The sequence below is a fragment of the Streptomyces sp. NPDC048248 genome (genome assembly GCF_043201875.1).
Lineage (GTDB): Bacteria > Actinomycetota > Actinomycetes > Streptomycetales > Streptomycetaceae > Streptomyces.
In genome coordinates this window covers 286,419-303,332 of record NZ_JBICZL010000011.1, presented here as the reverse complement: position 1 = coordinate 303,332, position 16,914 = coordinate 286,419, and the positions used below count along the sequence as shown (strand labels likewise).

Below are 16,914 nucleotides of genomic sequence, written 5' to 3'. Positions count from 1 at the left end.
CGTCCGCCGGGCGAGCGCGGTTCCGCCGGGTCCCGTCCCCTCACGGGGCGTCCCCTCACGGGGCCCGGCGGAAGTGCGGCGGGCGGGTCAGCCGTTGAGCTCGTCGAAGCGGCGGCCGAGCTCGGCGCGCCCGCTGTCGGTGAGGCTGCCGTGCACCCGCATCCGGGCGAGCCCGCCGTCGGGGAAGACGTCGAGCCGTACGTGGGTGGCGGTGACGGTCTCGGGCAGCTTGAAGCGGTGCGGGGTGTCGGGCTGCAGCTTGGTGCGCGGCAGGATCTCGAACCACGCGGCGTCGTCGGCCGGGTCGCCGGCGGCCGCGTCGCAGCCGTAGAGGGCGGCCCAGCCGGCGGAGTTGCCCTTAAGGTAGGCGGTGTCGATCTCCACGGCGCGTATCTCGCCCTGGGCGGCGAGACGGAATCGGACCCAGTCGTTGGTGCCCTTGACCCGGCGGCGGCGGTTCTCCCAGCCGTCGTCCATCTTGCGGGACAGGTCGGGCTGGATGATCTGGGTGGGCGAGGAGTAGAAGCGGTCGGAGGCGTCCTCGACGGTGCCGCCGTGCATGACGGAGGCCAGGTCGAGGGTGCCGAGCACGTCCAGCCACTCGGGGTCGGGCACGACCTCGCCGTGGACCCGCAGGCGGGCTATGCCGCCGTCCGGGTGCATCTTGAGGCGCAGGTGCGTGAAACGGCGCTCGGCGGTGACCTCGAAGCCGTTGGCGGCGTGGCCGCGTACCGGCGTGCGCGCGACCAGCTCCTCCCACTTGACGTCGTCGGCGAGCAGGTCCTCGGGGCTGGGGCTGCCCGGCAGGGCGGTGGCCTCGACGGTGACCTGCTGCGGGTAGTTGCCGCGGAAGTGCGCGGTGTCGACGATGACGCCGCGGATCACGCCGGGGGCGGCGAGGCGGATCAGGGCCCAGTCGTGCTCGTCGTCGGTCGGGAAGGGATGGTCACCGTCCGCGCCGCGGCGGCGCCGGGTCTCCCAGCCGTCCATGATCTTGCCCTTGTGGCCGAAGTGCTCGGGGTCGAAGACCGCCGGGCCGGGCTTCAGCAGGTTCTCGCGCTCGGCGAAGAACTCGTCGTTCGCGGCGATCACACCGGCGCCGAAGCGGCGGTCGGCGAGATCCACGAGCGAGGTGAAGGGGAAGTCCCCGCCGCGGTAATCGGCGAAGGGGTCTCCGCCACCGTACGGGTTGGCGTCGTTGGCGTGCGGATCGTTGGAGGCGGCGGCCGGGGTGGTGGTCATCTCTGCCCTTCGCGGTGGCGGGTGCTGACCTCTCCACCGTCGCAGCACCCACCGGGCAGGTCCATCGAAAGTTCTTGAGGAATACATTCAGTGAAACTGAACGGTTCAGGAGTGTGGGCCGACCCCGGAAGCCCGCGGAGCCTCGCCCCGCGACTGCGTCGCCGCGGCCTGCTGGAGCGCGGCGAGCACCCGGGCCAGGCCCGGCGCCCCTTCGGAGCCACGCCGCGCGGCCGCGACCACATGGCGGCGCGGCTGGTCCGCGTGGAGCACCCGCAGTGCCACCCCGCCGACCGCCCGCTCCCCGCGGCCTGCGGCCATCGCCATCCGCGGCACCAGGGCGACGCCCATCCCCGCCGCGACCATGGCCAGGATGGCGCCCCAGTCGGCGGCGGCATGTGCCTGTTCGGGGACGAAGCCGGCGCTCTCGCAGGCCGCGGTGGTGATCTGGGACCAGGGTCCGCTGCTGCCGAAGATCCATGGTTCACCCGCCAGGTCGGCCAGCCGCAACCCCGGCTCCGCGACCAGCGGATGACCGGTCGGCAGCGCCACGTCCAGGGGGTCGGCGAGCAGCGAGACCCGGCTGAACCTGGGGTCGCGCGGGGTCGGCGCGTGCGCGGCGAGGGACAGCGCGAGATCCACGGACCCCTCCGCCAGCAGCTCGTACGCGGCCTCCGCCTCGGCCTCCCGCACCGCGACGGCCAGGCCCGGATGCGTACGGCGCAGCTCCTGGACGGCCGGCACCACCAGCGCGGGGATGGCCGTGGAGAACGCCCCGACGCGCACCTGACCGGCCTCGCCCTGGAGGTAGCCGAGGAGTTCGGCGTCCGCGCGCTCCAGCTGGGCGAAGACGGCCTCGGCGTGCCGCAGCACCAGGTGGGCGGCGTCGGTGAGCCGCACCCGCCGTCCGTGGGCCTCCAGGAGGGTGACCCCGAGCTGCTTGGCGAGGCCCGTCAACTGCTGCGAGACCGCCGAGGGCGTCATGTGCAGCGCCTCGGCGGTCGCGGTGACCGTACCCAGTTCGTGGAGTGTGCGCAGGATGCGCAGCTTCTTGATGTCCCAGTCGGCCATGCGGGCAGCGTACGCACCCGCCCCGCTGGTCACCGGGTGCCGCCCGCCGCCCCCAGGGCGACTCCGGCCACGATCAGCCCCATGCACAGCACCTGCACGGCACCGACGCCCTCGCCCAGGACGGCCGCCGAAAGCAGTGCCACACACACCGGCTGGAGGTAGTAGACGACTCCGGCCCGAGCGGCGCCGACCAGCGCGATCGCCTTGTTCCAGGTGAAGTAGGCGACGGCGGAGGAGAGCACACCGATGTAGAGCAGCGGGCCCACCGTCGAAGCCGTGAGGTCGAAGCCGCCTTCCACTGCGAGACTGACGCCGTAGGCGGGCAGCAGCATCGCGGCCCCCAGGGCGAAGGTCATGAAGAGGAAGGACAGGCCGCTGATCCCGTCGGGGCGGCGGCGCAGCAGGGCGCTGTAGCCGGCGAAGGCGGCGGTCGCGGCGAGCATCCAGAGGTCGCCGGCGGCGAAGTCGAGGCGCAGCACGGCCGCCGGGGAGCCCTTGCCGACCAGGGTGACGACGCCGAGCAGGGCGATCGCCATTCCGGCGGCCCGGCGCGCGCCGAGCCTCTCGCGGCCGCCGCGCCGTCCGACGAGGTCGAACAGGGCGATCATCACCGGCGAAGCCGCCGCGATCATCGCCATGTTGGTGGCGGAAGTGCTGCGGCCCGCTTGATAGATGAGGGTGTTGAAGAGGGTGACGCCCAGCAGTGCGGCGGCGGCCAGGAAGGGCAGGTGCCGGCGGATGACCGGCCACTGGCGGCGGACCTGCGGGAGCGCCAGGGGCGCGACCGCGAGCAGTGCGACGATCCAGCGCCAGAAGGCGGTCTGCACGGGCGGGACGCTGTCGTGCAGTGCGCGGGCGATGACGAAGTTGCCGGACCAGACGACGGTCGCCGTCAGGGCGAGCGTCAGCCCCATGCCCTTCGCGGACGGTGTGCGGGGTGCGCGGATGCTCTCCAGGACTGCTGCCACGGGTTCCTCTCCCTCGGTGGTGTGGAGATCCACCGTGACAGTCCGCTATTCATCAAGTCCATCGAAAACTTTCGATCAATTCATTAAGCTGAACTGAACGATCGAGCCAAGTCCGACCCGAGGACGGAAGGCGGGCCCGGCCCCCGACGGGCCCGCCTCCGGCGTCCGCTAGGCCTTACGGGCCTCGCGGCGGGCGATCAGCGCCGCCCTGCGCTCGTCGAACTTCCGCGCCTGGTCGTCCAGGCCCCCCATGAAGAGACCGAGCTCCTCCTGCGCCGCCAGCCCGGCGGGGCCGAGGCCACCGATCTCCAGCACCTTCAGGAAGCGCAGCACCGGCTGCAGCACATCGTCGTGGTGGATGCGCAGGTTGTAGATGCCGCCGATGGCCATCCGGGCCGCGGCCCGCTCGAAGCCGGGCATGCCGTGGCCCGGCATCCGGAAGCCGGTGACGACGTCGCGTACCGCGCACATGGTCTGGTCCGGGGCGAGCTCGAAGGCCGCGCCCAGGAGGTTGCGGTAGAAGACCATGTGGAGGTTCTCGTCCGTGGCGATACGGGCGAGCATCCGGTCGCAGACCGGGTCACCGGAGTGGTGGCCGGTGTTGCGGTGCGAGATGCGGGTGGCGAGCTCCTGGAAGGCGACGTACGCGACGGAGTGCAGCATGCTGTGCGCGTTGTCGGACTCGAAGCCCTCCTCCATGTGCGCCATGCGGAACCGCTCCAGCTGGACCGGGTCGACGGCGCGGCTGGTGAGGAGGTAGTCGCGCATGACGATGCCGTGCCGGCCCTCCTCCGCGGTCCAGCGGTGCACCCAGGTGCCCCAGGCGCCGTCCCGGCCGAAGAGGCTGGCGATCTCGTGGTGGTAGCTGGGGAGGTTGTCCTCGGTCAGGAGGTTGACCACGAGTGCGGTACGGCCGATGTCGGTGACCTTGGACTGCTCGGGGGACCAGGCTTCGCCGCCCATGACCCCGTCGAAGTTCCGCCCGTCACTCCAGGGCACGTACTCGTGCGGCATCCACTCCTTGGCGACCTTCAGGTGCCGGTTGAGTTCCTTCTCGACGACCTCTTCGAGCGCGTAGAGCAGCTGGGCGTCGCTCCATGCGGTCTGGCCGCGCTCTCCGTTCTGGCGGGCGGGGGCGATGGTCATACGGGAACTCCTGGGGACGACGATGACCTACGGGGACGTAGGTTGACCTACGGCTCCGTAGGTTACGTCATCGTAGGTTTGGTCCGGTTAAACACTTCGCCCCTCGCAAACCACCGGAAAACCGCCCGATAGCCTCCTCGCAACCGGTTTCTCACCTGCGGAAATACCCCCAGGTGCGACAAAGGGCGCCCTCCGGTTCAACAGAACCGAGGGGCGCCCGAGGCGTCACTGGTGGCCGGTGTCAGCCCTTGTTCCCGGCCGGCTTGCGGGTCTTGTCGCCGGCCATGACCAGCCCGGCGATGACCAGGAAGAGAACGAGGGGTGCAGCGACGTAGAGGCCGAGCGTCTCGATCACGCTCAGACCCGGACCCGGGTCGTCACCGTCGTCGCGCGTGAGCGCAAACGCGGGGGACGACATCAGCAGCATCAGCGCGGTGCCGGCCGTGATGGTTCCGGCGCGCAGGACATTCTTATTGGCCTTGTTGCTCACGAAGTCAACGTATCGGACCCGCCGTCACCCCGCGCGCCCGGGGTGGCCTCCCCGGCGCTCACACCGGCGGTCGGCTGCGGTGCAGCGTGACCGGCTCCAGATACGTCCGGCCCCTGGCCTGCTGCACCACGACCCGTACGGCGTCCGCGGTCACCGGCGTGGGCAGCGCGAGAATCCGCCGGTGCCCGATGGTGGTGCCCTCGGCGATCTTCGTCCAGGTGCCGCCGGTCCTGGCCTGGACGGTGAACCGCTCCACCCGCTGGCCGTGCCGGATGTCCTCGGCGAGGCCGACCCGGTCGAAGGTGCGCGGGCCCGGGGGGCCGGCGCGCAGGTCGGTGCCGTAGGTCTCGCGTACGGCGGTGCCGAAGGCGGTGAGCGAGGCGACGTCCTCGGTGGCGATCCGGCCGTCCCGGGCCGGCGGGACGTTCAGCAGCAGCGAGGCGTTGCGCCCGACGCTCTTCTCGTAGAGGACCAGCAGCGCGCCCGGCGTCTTGGGCCGCTCCTGCGGGTGGTGGAACCAGCCGGGCCGCAGCGAGACATCGGCCTCCGCCGGGTACCACTGGAGGTACTTGGTGGTGGGCGCGAGGAGCTTGTCGCGGGAGCCGATGTCGGCGTCGGTGGAGTCGTTGGGCAGGCCCCCGGCCATCACCGTCCAGGGGTCGGCGGTGGAGGGGGTGACGCTCCACTCCGCCTCCCGCGCGACGCCCTTCTCGTTGCCGACCCAGCGGGCGCCTTGGGGACCGGCGAAGACCACGGTGTCCGGGGAGAGCTGATGGATCATCGTGAACCACTGCGCGACGTTGTACTTCTGGGTGATGCCGGAGTCCGTCCAGGGGTTCGCGCCGTCCAGCCACAGCTCGTCCAAGGGCCCGTAGCGCGTGAACAGTTCGTAGACCTGGTTGAGGTAGTAGGCGTCGTAGTCGTCCGCCCGGACGGTGAAGGTGGGCAGCTCCCCGCTGCGGACTGCGGCGGCGCGGTCGTCGCCGGGGACGAGGGTGGGGATGGTGCGTTCGGTGACCTCACTGCCGTTGCCGAACCGGCCCAGGCCGCGGGGCGCCTGGTCGCCGTCCTCCAGCGCGACCCTTTCGGGCAGGCTGAGCGGCTTGCCCTCGGCCTGCTTCTTCCGGATCTCCTCGACCCACCTCGCGTGCCAGGCGTGCGGAAGTTCGGCGCCGTCGGACGGCGAGAGGTAGATGCCGACCTTCAGCCCCGCCTTGCGGGCGGCCTTGACGTAGGCGCCGACGACGTCGGGGCTGCCGGGGCTGTTGGCCACCGAGTGCGGGGTGTAGCGGCTGGGGTAGAGCACGAAGCCGTCGTGGTGCTTGGCCGTGAGCATCACCTGCTCGGCGCCGGCCGCCTTGTAGGCCCGCATCCACTGCTCGACGTCGAGACGGCCGGGACGGAAGAGCTTTTCGTCCTCGGCTCCCGAGCCCCACTCCCGGTCCGTGAAGGTGTTCATGCCGAAGTGCGTGAAGGCGGTCACCTCCCTTCCCTGCCAGGCGAGTTGCCCCTTCGTCGGGACGATGCGGGCGGCCTTGTCGATGATCCGGTCCGGGCTGTCGCAGGGCTCGACCGCCATCTGGGGGGCGGGGCGGACCGGACCGTCACAGGAGCCGGCGCCCGGCGAGTGCTGCGCGGGCGCCGCCCGGGAGGCCGGGACGGGAAGCAGAGCGGCGGCCGCGGCGAGCGCCAGCGCGCAAAGGGCCCGCCCGGTGGAGCGCCGGGCCGGGGATCCGGGGGCGCGGGGAGTGCGGGGGACGCTGTGGGCCCTGGGGCGCCCGGGGGTCGGTTCCGTGCGGGATGCCATGGTGCCCTCCAACTCGCCGGCCATGAATGGTCGGATGTCTGGATGGTGTCCACGGCATGGTGCCGGACGGAACGACGTACCGGAAGGGTGCGCGTCAAGAACGGTGCTGAGGCTGCCCGTCCGCCAATTCCCGCATCAGAGCATGCAATCGGGGCGATGCGGCGAGTTCTTCGAGGGTCTGCGGCCGACCGTCCGGCCCGGCGATCGGCAACCGCCAGTTCGGGTATTCATCCCATGTACCGGGGAGGTTCTGCGGCCTGCGGTCCCCCACCGCGTCCGGCAGCCACACCCCGACCATCCGCGCGGGAGTCCGCAGCAGAAAGCGGTGCACGGCCTTGACCGCCGCCTCCTCGTCGCCCGCCCCCTCGGGCAGCAGCCCACGGTGCGCCAACTCGCGCAGCCACTCGGCGAGTTCGTACTTCGCGCGGGAGCGTTCACGCTCCGCGGGCCCGGCGAGCAGTCCCAGCCGCTCGCGCAGCGCGACGTCCTCGCCGCTCAGCCGCGCGGCGGTGGTGGGCAGATCGTGGGTGGTGACGGTGGCCAGGCAGTCGGCGCGCCACTCCTCGGGCGCCAGGATCCGGGCCTCGCCGTCGGACGCCGCTTCCGCGGCGGACTCCGCGCCCTCCGCCCCCTCGGCCGCCCCGCCGCCGTAGTCCCGCTCGAACCACAGGACGGAGGTGCCCAGCACGCCCCGCTCGGCGAGCGCGTCCCGCACTCCCGGCTCGACGGTCCCCAGATCCTCACCGATCACCGAAGCACCCGCGCGGTGCGCCTCCAGAGCCAGCACGGAGAGCATCGCCTCGCCGTCGTAGCGGACGTACGCGCCGTCCGTCGGCGGCCGGCCCTCCGGCACCCACCACAGGCGGAACAGCCCCATCACATGGTCGATGCGCAGCGCCCCCGCATGCCGCAGCAGCCCGCGCAGCAGCTCGCGGTACGGGGCGTAACCGGCGGCCGCCAGCGCATCGGGGCGCCAGGGCGGCAGGCCCCAGTCCTGACCGCGCGCGTTGAAGGCGTCCGGGGGCGCCCCGATGGACATCCCGGCGGCGAAGGCGTCCTGCTGCGCCCAGGTGTCGGCTCCGGAGGGGTGCACGCCGACGGCGAGGTCGTGCACCAGCCCGACGCCCATCCCGCTCTCCCGCGCGGCCCGCTGCGCGGCGGCCAGCTGCTGGTCGGTGAGCCAGGCGAGCCGGCAGTGGAAGTCGACGCGGTCCAGCAGCTGCGTGCGCAGCCGCGCCGTGGCCGCGGAGCGCGGGTCGCGCAGCGCGGCCGGCCAGGCGCGCCAGTCGGGGCCGTGCCGCTCGGCGAAGGCGCACCAGGTGGCGTGGTCGTCCAGGGCCTGGCCCTGTTCGGCGAGGAAGTCGCAGTACGCGGCGCGGCGGCCGGGGGTCAGGGGGACCTCCCACAGCAGCTCCAGGGCCTCCTTCTTCAGCTCCCAGACCGCGTCCCGGTCGATCAGTGCGCCCCGGTCGAGGACATCGGCGCGCAGGGCCGCCGCGCGGCCGGCCAGGTCGTGGGCGCGTAACCGGGCGGCGCCTTGCAGGTGGGCGTATTCGGGGATGTGCTCGATACGCAGGTGGACGGGGTCGGGGAAGCGGCGGGAGGAGGGGCGGTAGGGCGAGGGGTCGGTCGGCGGGCCGGGGACGGCCGCGTGCAGCGGGTTGAGCTGGACGAAGCCGGTGCCGAGGGAGCGCCCGGACCAGGCCGCGAGGTCCGCGAGGTCACCCAGGTCGCCCATGCCCCAGGAGCGGCGGGAGAGGAGGGAGTAGAGCTGCACCATCAGGCCGTGGCTGCGGCCGGGCGGCGCGGGCACCCGGTCGGGCGCGACGATCAGCCGGGCGCCGGCGGCCCGGCCGTCGGGGGTGTGGGCGTGCAGGGTGTGGATGCCGAGCGGCAGCCGGCCGGGCGCCCAGGGGCTTCGCGTGCCCCCGTCGCGGGCGGGCCCCTCCAGCACCTGCCCGTCCTCGGTCTCCACCCGAAGGTCGGTGCCTTCGGGGAGGTCCGCGAGGTCCGGTGGGCGGTCGGGGCGCGCGACGACGGTGCGGGGCAGCAAGGCCGCACCGGGGCGGCCGGGGCCGTCGGGGAAAGCGTCCAGGGCGGCTCGTACGGCCTGCGGGGTCGAGGCGTCGACGCCCAGCGAGGCCAGGACGGCGACGACGGTGTCGTCCCCGATGTGAACGGTCTGCCCGGGAGAGGGTTCATACGACACGGCGATGCCGTGCAGCTGGGCGAGCCGCTTGCGGCCCATGGGTCCTCAGACCTCCATGGACTCCGTACCCAGGCCGGTGGCTGTCGGCTCGCTGGTCAGCGGCAGTTCTGCGGAGATCGGGACCTCGCTGGTGAGCGGCGCGGCGTCGGCGAGCGGCGGCTCGCTGGTCAGGGGCGGCTCGGCGAAGCTGAGGGTGCCCGAGCCGTCGAGGCCCGAGTCGGGGTCGGAGACCCCGTCGAAGAGATCGTGCTCCATCGACGCACCTCCCTGTTTGTACGACAGGGCATCGAGCAGAAGCTGAGCGGATGCGGCCACTGGGGGCCTCCCGTTCATCGGTAATGGGACAGGTTCTGCTCTACCCACGGAACACGATCGCAGACGTATCCCGACTGCAAACGTGAGTCAGTTCACATTCTACCGTCCGCAGGCGATTTCACTGCGCGGAGCGTCCGGGGGCGCGGGGATCACCGGCGAACGGGACGTCGTAACGGAATTTCTGCGGACCACCGGGCACCCCCGACGGACGGCCACCGCGGGGCAAATCCGGCACTTCGCCGCCTGCCCGGGACGTCCCACATCGCACAGTTGACACCTCACCGCCACAATGGTGGGCTCACAGCCGAAGGTCTGTCCGAACGGGCACCGGAGGCCGCGACACCACCGGTTCCACGCCGCGCGCACCACGACCCACGGCTTGCACCGCGGCACGGGTCCGGCGGACGAATCTTCGGGGGCGCCCGGCCGTGCGACGGCGGGGTTGCCGGGGTACGGGGTATCGGGACAACGGGGTAACGGGGCGCCGGCGTGAGCCGGCATGCACTGTGACGGGGACGAGGAGCAGCCGTGCGAGTCCGGGGCGGATGGAGCGTCGGAAAAATCGGTAGGAGCGGCAGGGGCACACGCGCGCGGGTGGCGGGGACCACCGCGCTGGCCGCCGCGGTCATCGGAGGTCTCATCGGCGGGGTGCCGAGCGCCCAGGCGGCGCCGGCGGACCCGTCCGTGGGCGCCCCCGACCAGCCCGACCGGCCGGCCGGCGCGGGGCAGCCGCCCGCCGTCTGGCCGCGCCCCCAGTCGATGCGGGAGCTGGGCGACGCCGTGCCGCTGGGCGACGAGGCCACGCTGGTCGCCGCGCCGGACACCGACCCGTACGCCCTGGACGTCCTGCGCGGGCTGCTGCGCGACGCCGGGGTGGGCACGGTCCGCGAGGCGGCGCCCGGCGCCCGTCCGCCCGAGGCGGGACCGGTGATCCTCGTCGGCGGGCGGCCGGCCGATGACGCCCTGCGGGCGCTGCGCGCGCCCGCCCGCGCCGACCTGCCGGCCGGGGGCTACCGTCTCGCCGTCGGCCAGGTCGGCGGCCGCGACACGGTCGCCCTGGACGGCGTCGGCGGGGACGGCCTCTTCCACGCCGCGCAGACCCTGCGCCAGCTCGTGACCGGCCGCGAGGGCGGCGGCCGGCAGCTGGCTTCGGTGACGGTGCGGGACTGGCCGGTCACCACCGTGCGCGGCACCACCGAGGGCTTCTTCGGCCAGCCCTGGAGCCAGTCGCAGCGGCTCGCCCAGCTGGACTTCATGGGCCGCACCAAGCAGAACCGCTTCCTGTACGCGCCCGGCGACGACCCGTACCGCCAGGCGCAGTGGCGCGACCCGTATCCGGCCGCGCAGCGCGCCGACTTCCGGGCGCTGGCCGAGCGGGCCCGCGCCAACCACGTCACGCTGGGCTGGGCGCTCGCGCCCGGACAGGCGATGTGCCTGTCGTCCGAGGAGGACATGCGGGCGCTGCGGCGCAAGGTGGACGCGATGTGGGCGCTGGGCGTGCGCTCCTTCCAGCTCCAGTTCCAGGACGTCAGCTACAGCGAGTGGCACTGCGGGGCCGACGAGGAGATCTTCGGGTCGGGACCGCGGGCGGCCGCCGAGGCCCAGGCGAGGGTCGCCAACGCGCTCGCCGGGCATCTCGCGGAGCGCCATCCGGGCGCCGCGCCGCTGTCCCTGATGCCGACCGAGTACTACCAGAACGGCGTGACGGCGTACCGCAGCGCGCTCTCCGACGCCCTGGACCACCGGGTGGAGGTGGCATGGACCGGCGTGGGCGTCGTCCCGCGCACCATCACCGGCGGTGAGCTGTCCACGGCCCGCCGCGCCTTCGGCCACCCGCTGGTCACCATGGACAACTATCCGGTCAACGACTACGCCCAGGACCGGCTCTTCCTCGGCCCGTACACCGGCCGCGAGCCGGCCGTGGCCACCGGCTCCGCCGCGCTGCTCGCCAATGCCATGGAACAGCCCCTGGCCTCCCGCATCCCGCTGTTCACCGCCGCCGACTACGCCTGGAACCCACGCGACTACCGCCCGGCGGAGTCCTGGAACGCCGCCATCGATGATCTGGCGGGCGGCGATCCGCGGGCCCGTACCGCGCTGCGCGCCCTGGCCGGCAACGACGCGTCCTCCGTGCTGGGCGCCGAGGAGTCGGCGTATCTGCGGCCGCTGATCGCCCGTTTCTGGAAGGCCCGCGAGGCGGCGACCAACGACGGCAGGCCGGGCGAGGACGCGGACTTCGCGAAGGCGGCGAAGGCGCTGCGGGCCGCCTTCCACGCCATGAGCACCGCGCCGCGTGACCTGCATTCGGACCTGGCCGCCGAAGTGCGCCCGTGGGCCGAGCAGTTGGCCCGCCACGGCCGGGCCGGCGAGCAGGCCGTGGACACCCTGACGGCGCAGGCCCGGGGCGACGGCGCCGCGGCCTGGACCGCGCAGCGCGCGGCGCAGAAGGAGCGCCGCGCGGCGGAGCGCAGCTCGGTGACCGTCGGCAAGGGGGTCCTCGCGCCGTTCCTGGAGCGCGCGATGACCGAGGCCGACGCCTGGACGGGCGCCCGCAAGGATTCCCCGCGGCCCAACGAGGGCGCCGACCCCACGGCGCTGACCGTCCCGTTCGGGCGGGTCCGCCCGCTCGCCGGGGTCACCGCGCTCACCGAGCCGGGCCCGTCCGCGGACGCCTCGTTCCTGGAGGCGCACGTCCCCGGGGAGGGCTGGCGGCGCCTCGGTGCCACCTCGGCCACCGGCTGGACCGAGAAGCGGCCGGCCGGGCTGCGCGCCGACGCGGTACGTCTGTCGTGGTCAAGGGGCGCAAAGGCCCCGTCCGTGCACGCGCTCACCCCGTGGTTCGAGGACACCGCTCCCGCCGGGCTGGAGCTGTCCCGCACGGAGGTGGACGCGGAGACCGGCGGCAGCACGAGCGTCGACGCCCGGATCTTCTCCCGGCGCCCCGCGGACGTCCGCGAAAAACTCGGCGTCAAGGCACCCAAGGGCTTCACCGTGCACGCGCCTGACCGGGTCACCGCACCCCGTGGCGGGACCGCGACCGTCCGTGTCACCGTCGACCTCCCCGAGGGCACCCCCTCGGGTACGTACGAGATCCCCGTCACCTTCGCCGGGCAGAGGCAGACGCTGACGGTGCGCGCCTATCCCCCCGCCGGCGGCCCCGACCTGGCGCGTGGTGCCAGGACCACCTCCTCGGGCGACGAGACGCCGGACTTCCCGGCCTCCGCCGCGACCGACGGCAAGTCCTCGACGCGGTGGTCATCCCGCCTGGAGGACGACGCCTGGCTGCAGTTCCCGCTCCCCCGCCCGACCCGGCTCGGCCAGGTCGTCCTGCACTGGCAGGACGCCTACGCCGCCGGCTATCGCGTGCAGGTCTCCGCGGACGGCCGCAGCTGGCGCACGGCGGCCACCGTCCGCGACGGCAAGGGCGGCCGCGAATCGGTCCGGATGGACGCCGAGGACACCCGGTACGTGCGCGTCCAGGGCGACCGGCGGGGCACCCGTTACGGCTACTCGCTCTGGTCGGTGGAGGCGTACGCGGTGACCGGCAAGCCCTCCGAGGCAACGCCGAAGAAGGAGGGCACGCCGAAGAAGCACGGGCGCCCCGGCCGGGGCAGGTGAACTCCGTCCGGGGGCGGTGCACACCCGTCCCCGGACGAAGAAACCCGGACCTACGCCGATACGGCGTCGATCCGGGCCAGGGCGTCATCCGCGCCGTACGGCTGCAAGTAGGGCAGCCAGCGCGGATCACGGTGTCCCGTACCGATGATGCGCCACGCCAGTCCTGACGGCGGGGCGGGTTGGTGCCGCAGCCGCCAGCCGATCTCGGCGACATGGCGGTCGGCCTTGACGTGATTGCAGCGCCGGCAGGCGGCGACGACGTTCTCCCAGGTGTGCTGACCTCCGCGGCTGCGGGGGATGACGTGGTCGACGCTGGTTGCGACGCCACCGCAGTACATACAGCGCCCGCCGTCCCGGGCGAACAGGGCCCGGCGGGTCAGTGGGACGGGGCCGCGAAAGGGCACCCGCACGAACCGCTTCAGGCGGACCACGCTCGGAGCCGGTATCACGTGGGTCGCGCTGTGCATCAGGGCGCCGGACTCCTCAAGGCTTACGGCCTTCTCATTGAGGACGAGGATGAGCGCGCGGCGGAGCGGTACGACGCCGAGCGGCTCGTACGACGCGTTGAGGACCAGGACATGCGGCACGGGTGCCTCCTTGTACGCCGGCGGCGCGTGGCTCGCGCCGGGACGATCTCTCCACAGTGTCCCCCGGTGCCTGGTCGGAGCGCCAGCATGACCGAGTAACGGGTCGGAGGTGTTTTCCACCACACCGCCCCACATCCCTCCACACCCGCCTCTTTCAGGCCGTCGTGGGACCTGTCCCCACGAACACGGGCGCGGACCGCCCCCGTTGCCCCGTTAGTGTGGTTGGTCTGCCCGGTCCATCGGTGTCCCACCAGGGCCCGGGTCTGCTGTCCCACACGGAAGGTTCTGCTGTGTACTGGTCCGCTTCGCCGGCCGTTGCCGCGCCCCTGGGCGCCACGTCACCCGGCTCCAACGGTGCGACCTCGCTGGACGAGGCCACGGAGAAGGCCACCAACGCCGCCGGCTGGGTGGAGGCGAACTGGGGGACGTGGCTCACTTCCGGCCTGCAGATTCTGCTGATCATCGTGATCGCGGTGGTCCTTCGTCATGTGATACGCCGCACGATCACCAAGTTCATCGAGCGGATGAACCGCACCGCGGCCGCCGCCCAGGGCACCGCGTTGGGCGGCCTGCTCGCCAACGCCGAGAGACGCCGGCAGCGCTCCGAGGCCATCGGCTCCGTGCTGCGCAGCGTCGCCTCCTTCGTGATCATGGGCACAGCGGCCCTGACGGTGCTCTCCGTCCTCAAGATCAACCTCGCGCCGCTGCTGGCGAGCGCGGGAGTGGCCGGTGTCGCCATCGGCTTCGGCGCCCGCAACCTCGTCACGGACTTCCTCTCCGGCGTCTTCATGATCCTTGAGGACCAGTACGGCGTCGGCGACGAGATCGACGCGGGTGTGGCCACCGGCACGGTCATCGAGGTCGGCCTGCGCGTCACCAAGCTGCGTGGCCCCAACGGCGCCATCTGGTACATCCGCAACGGCGAGGTCAAGCGGATCGGCAACCTCAGCCAGGGCTGGTCGACGGCCTTCGTCGACGTCCTGATCGCGGCCGACCAGGACCTCGAACGGGCCCGGGAGACGATCACCGCCACCGGCGAGGAGATGTCCAAGGCCGAGCCCTGGAACGAGCAGTTGTGGGAGCCGGTGGAGGTGCTCGGCCTCAGCGAGGTGCACCTCGACACGGTCACCATCAGCGTCTCGGCCAAGACGATGCCCGGCAAGGCGCCCGGCGTGGAGCGTGAGCTGCGCTGGCGCCTCAAGCGCGCCCTGGACGCGGCCGGCATCCACCTGGCCCCGCGCCCGGCCCCCGAGGAGGCCGAGGAGGAGGCCGTCGACCCCACAGCCGGCGTCGCCGCGCCGTCGGCCCTCAACAATCCGCTCTCGCCCCAGTCCGTGGCGTCGAACCCCATATCGACCCCGAACCTGGGCAAGTAGGCCCGCCCGACCCCGGTGGCGCAGCGGTCCGCGTGGCGCCGCAAGCCACCTCATTGATGTGATCCAGATCACATCAGCCGGTGTCATACATCCCTCTCCCCCGAACCGTGTCCCAGGTGTCAGCACCAACGACACGTACGACGGAGAAGGAGACTTCACCATGAAGATCCGCAATCGCATGGCCACGGGGGCCGTCGCTTCGGTTCTGATGCTCGGCAGCGCGGCGGCCCTGGCCGCCGCGGCCCCCGCTTCCGCCGCACCGGCCGCACCCGCGGCCGCCGAGGCGACCGCCGCCCACTCCGGCGCCCGCCTCGGCGGCGCCCTCAGTTGCACCACGCGGTCGGACGGCCGCACGGGCACCGCGGACTGCACCAACAACACCAACCGCACGATCGCCTTCCGCGCGACGGTGGTCTGCGGCTGGTGGCCGGACCAGACCGGCCCCTGGAAGACCCTCAACCCGGGCGCCCGCGACACCTCCGCCGCCACCTGCAGCGGCGGTACCGGCGTCGGAAGCGTCGACTGGCAGGAGGGCTGAGGGCCGCAGCTGGGGGACGCGGCTGACGGCCGACGGCCCACCGAACCGGGCAACGACCGATAGCCCGCGTCCCACAGCACCCACGAGGGGCGCACCGACTGACCACCGGTGCGCCCCTTCTGCGTACGCGCCACCACCCGCACCCGCCTCCGCCGTTCGCCCGCGCCCTCCCGGAAAGTCACCCGGCAGAACCCATTGACGGCGCCCCGAGAGCCGACCTACCTTCCTGTTCATCAATTGGAAGGTTTACTAACAGACGGTCGGATGGCCGCGGCAGCGGCAGCCGACGGACGGGGTGACAGGCATGGCCGGAACGCAGGGTCCGCACGGGACACCCGGAACGCCGCGGGTGCTGCGGGCCATGAACGACCGGGCCGCACTGGACCTCCTCGTCTCCCAAGGCCCCCTGACCCGCACCCAGATCGGCGAACTCACCGGGCTGTCGAAGCCGACCGCCTCACAGCTGCTGGCACGACTGGAGACGGCCGGCCTGGTGCGGACCACCGGTAACGTCACCGGACGCCCCGGGCCCAGCGCCCAGCTGTACGAGATCAACCCGGTCCTCGCGCACGTCGCCGCACTGGCCGTGGACCAGCTGGGCATCACCGCCGCGGTCGCCGACATCACCGGAGCGGTCCTCGGCGAGGAACGCGTCGAGACCGACGCGGTGGACGAGGACGTGCCGCACCGCACCGCCCAGCTGGTCGCGGCGGCCGTGGACGGCGCTCTCGCCAAGGCCGGACTCGGGCGCGAGCAGCTGCACGGCGCGGTGATCGGCACGCCCGGCGCCCTGGACCCGCACACCGGTGAACTGCGCTACGCCCCGCATCTGCCGGGCTGGCACTCACGGGCACTGAAGGAAGAGCTGGGCGAGGTGCTCGGCACGCCCCTCGTGATCGAGAACGACGTGAACCTGGCAGCACTCGCCGAACAGCACGACGGCGCGGCACAGGACTTCGACGACTTCGTTCTGGTGTGGGCCGACGAAGGCGTCGGCGCCGCCATCGTGCTGGGCGGACAGCTGCTGCGCGGGGCGACCGGCGGCGCCGGCGAGATCGGCTACATGCCGCTGCCGGGCGCGCCGCTGGCGCGGGGCGGCGACCGCAGCGCCGCCCGGCCGGATGCCGGCGGCGGCTTCCAGCGACTGGTCGGATCGCCGAGCGTGATCGAACTGGCCCGCGAGTACGGCAACCCTGAGGTCAGCACCGTCGAAGAGGCGCTGGCGCACGACGAGGTGCGTGCCGAGGTGGCGCGCCGGATGGCGACCGGGCTCGCCGCGGTCGTCGCCGTCGTCGACCCGCGGCTGGTGGTGATGTCCGGCGAGGTCGCGCAGGCCGGCGGGGAGCCGCTGCGGGCCCTGGTCGAGGGGGAGTTCACCGGGCTGGCACTGCCGCGCCCTGAGCTGCGCATCAGCGACATCGGCGGCAACCCCATTCTCATCGGCGCGCTCCGGACCGCCCTCACCGAAGCGCGCGACGCCGTCTTCGACACCACCTGACACGCGGCTGGCGGGCCCGGGGCGGCCGCCCCGGGCCCGCCAGGCAGCCTTG

The 16,914-nt window shown here is 73.0% G+C and carries 13 protein-coding genes; 4 read left to right on the top strand and 9 right to left on the bottom strand.

Annotation, left to right across the window (positions count from 1 at the left end):
* Nucleotides 1-87 precede the first annotated feature (87 nt).
* The 8 genes from alc to ACGFZW_RS25385 form a co-directional block, all read right to left on the bottom strand.
* Entirely contained in the window at nt 88-1,242 is a 1,155-nt protein-coding gene (gene alc, locus ACGFZW_RS25420) for an allantoicase (protein ID WP_393895518.1), read from the bottom strand.
* A gap of 105 nt (nt 1,243-1,347) precedes the next feature.
* Nucleotides 1,348-2,310, bottom strand: coding sequence for a LysR family transcriptional regulator (locus tag ACGFZW_RS25415; RefSeq protein WP_393895517.1), 963 nt, complete (start codon nt 2,308-2,310; stop codon nt 1,348-1,350).
* A 29-nt stretch (nt 2,311-2,339) separates the two neighbouring features.
* Complete coding sequence (locus tag ACGFZW_RS25410) at nt 2,340-3,224, bottom strand: DMT family transporter (protein WP_393895569.1); 885 nt, start codon at nt 3,222-3,224, stop codon at nt 2,340-2,342.
* 222 nt (nt 3,225-3,446) lie between these two features.
* The gene (locus ACGFZW_RS25405) at nt 3,447-4,424 is read right to left on the bottom strand and encodes an acyl-ACP desaturase (RefSeq protein WP_393895516.1); all 978 of its coding nucleotides are present in this window, start codon (nt 4,422-4,424) and stop codon (nt 3,447-3,449) included.
* Between the two features lie 241 nt (nt 4,425-4,665).
* Nucleotides 4,666-4,914: a hypothetical protein gene (locus tag ACGFZW_RS25400; RefSeq protein ID WP_393895515.1), complete on the bottom strand. Its 249-nt coding sequence runs from the start codon at nt 4,912-4,914 to the stop codon at nt 4,666-4,668.
* Nucleotides 4,915-4,972: 58 nt separating this feature from the next.
* Entirely contained in the window at nt 4,973-6,721 is a 1,749-nt protein-coding gene (locus ACGFZW_RS25395; RefSeq protein WP_393895514.1) for an alpha-L-fucosidase, read from the bottom strand.
* 94 nt (nt 6,722-6,815) lie between these two features.
* Nucleotides 6,816-8,969: a 4-alpha-glucanotransferase gene (gene malQ, locus ACGFZW_RS25390; RefSeq protein ID WP_393895513.1), complete on the bottom strand. Its 2,154-nt coding sequence runs from the start codon at nt 8,967-8,969 to the stop codon at nt 6,816-6,818.
* Between the two features lie 6 nt (nt 8,970-8,975).
* On the bottom strand, nt 8,976-9,245 hold the full coding sequence (locus tag ACGFZW_RS25385; RefSeq protein WP_393895512.1) for a hypothetical protein: 270 nt from the start codon (nt 9,243-9,245) through the stop codon (nt 8,976-8,978).
* Between the two features lie 594 nt (nt 9,246-9,839).
* Between ACGFZW_RS25385 and ACGFZW_RS25380 the strand changes: the two genes are divergently transcribed.
* Nucleotides 9,840-12,863 (top strand): beta-N-acetylglucosaminidase domain-containing protein, encoded by a 3,024-nt coding sequence (locus tag ACGFZW_RS25380; protein ID WP_393895511.1) that lies wholly within the window; start codon nt 9,840-9,842, stop codon nt 12,861-12,863.
* A gap of 50 nt (nt 12,864-12,913) precedes the next feature.
* On the opposite strand, the gene ACGFZW_RS25375 is transcribed toward ACGFZW_RS25380, so the two are convergent.
* Nucleotides 12,914-13,450, bottom strand: a complete 537-nt coding sequence (locus tag ACGFZW_RS25375) for an HNH endonuclease (RefSeq protein WP_006605595.1) — start codon at nt 13,448-13,450, stop codon at nt 12,914-12,916.
* A 290-nt stretch (nt 13,451-13,740) separates the two neighbouring features.
* Between ACGFZW_RS25375 and ACGFZW_RS25370 the strand changes: the two genes are divergently transcribed.
* The 3 genes from ACGFZW_RS25370 (at nt 13,741) to ACGFZW_RS25360 (ending at nt 16,862) form a co-directional block, all read left to right on the top strand.
* Nucleotides 13,741-14,826: a mechanosensitive ion channel family protein gene (locus ACGFZW_RS25370; RefSeq protein ID WP_393895510.1), complete on the top strand. Its 1,086-nt coding sequence runs from the start codon at nt 13,741-13,743 to the stop codon at nt 14,824-14,826.
* Between the two features lie 160 nt (nt 14,827-14,986).
* Nucleotides 14,987-15,364, top strand: a complete 378-nt coding sequence (locus tag ACGFZW_RS25365) for a hypothetical protein (protein ID WP_393895509.1) — start codon at nt 14,987-14,989, stop codon at nt 15,362-15,364.
* Nucleotides 15,365-15,668: 304 nt separating this feature from the next.
* Nucleotides 15,669-16,862, top strand: coding sequence for an ROK family transcriptional regulator (locus tag ACGFZW_RS25360; RefSeq protein ID WP_393895508.1), 1,194 nt, complete (start codon nt 15,669-15,671; stop codon nt 16,860-16,862).
* Nucleotides 16,863-16,914 lie beyond the last annotated feature (52 nt).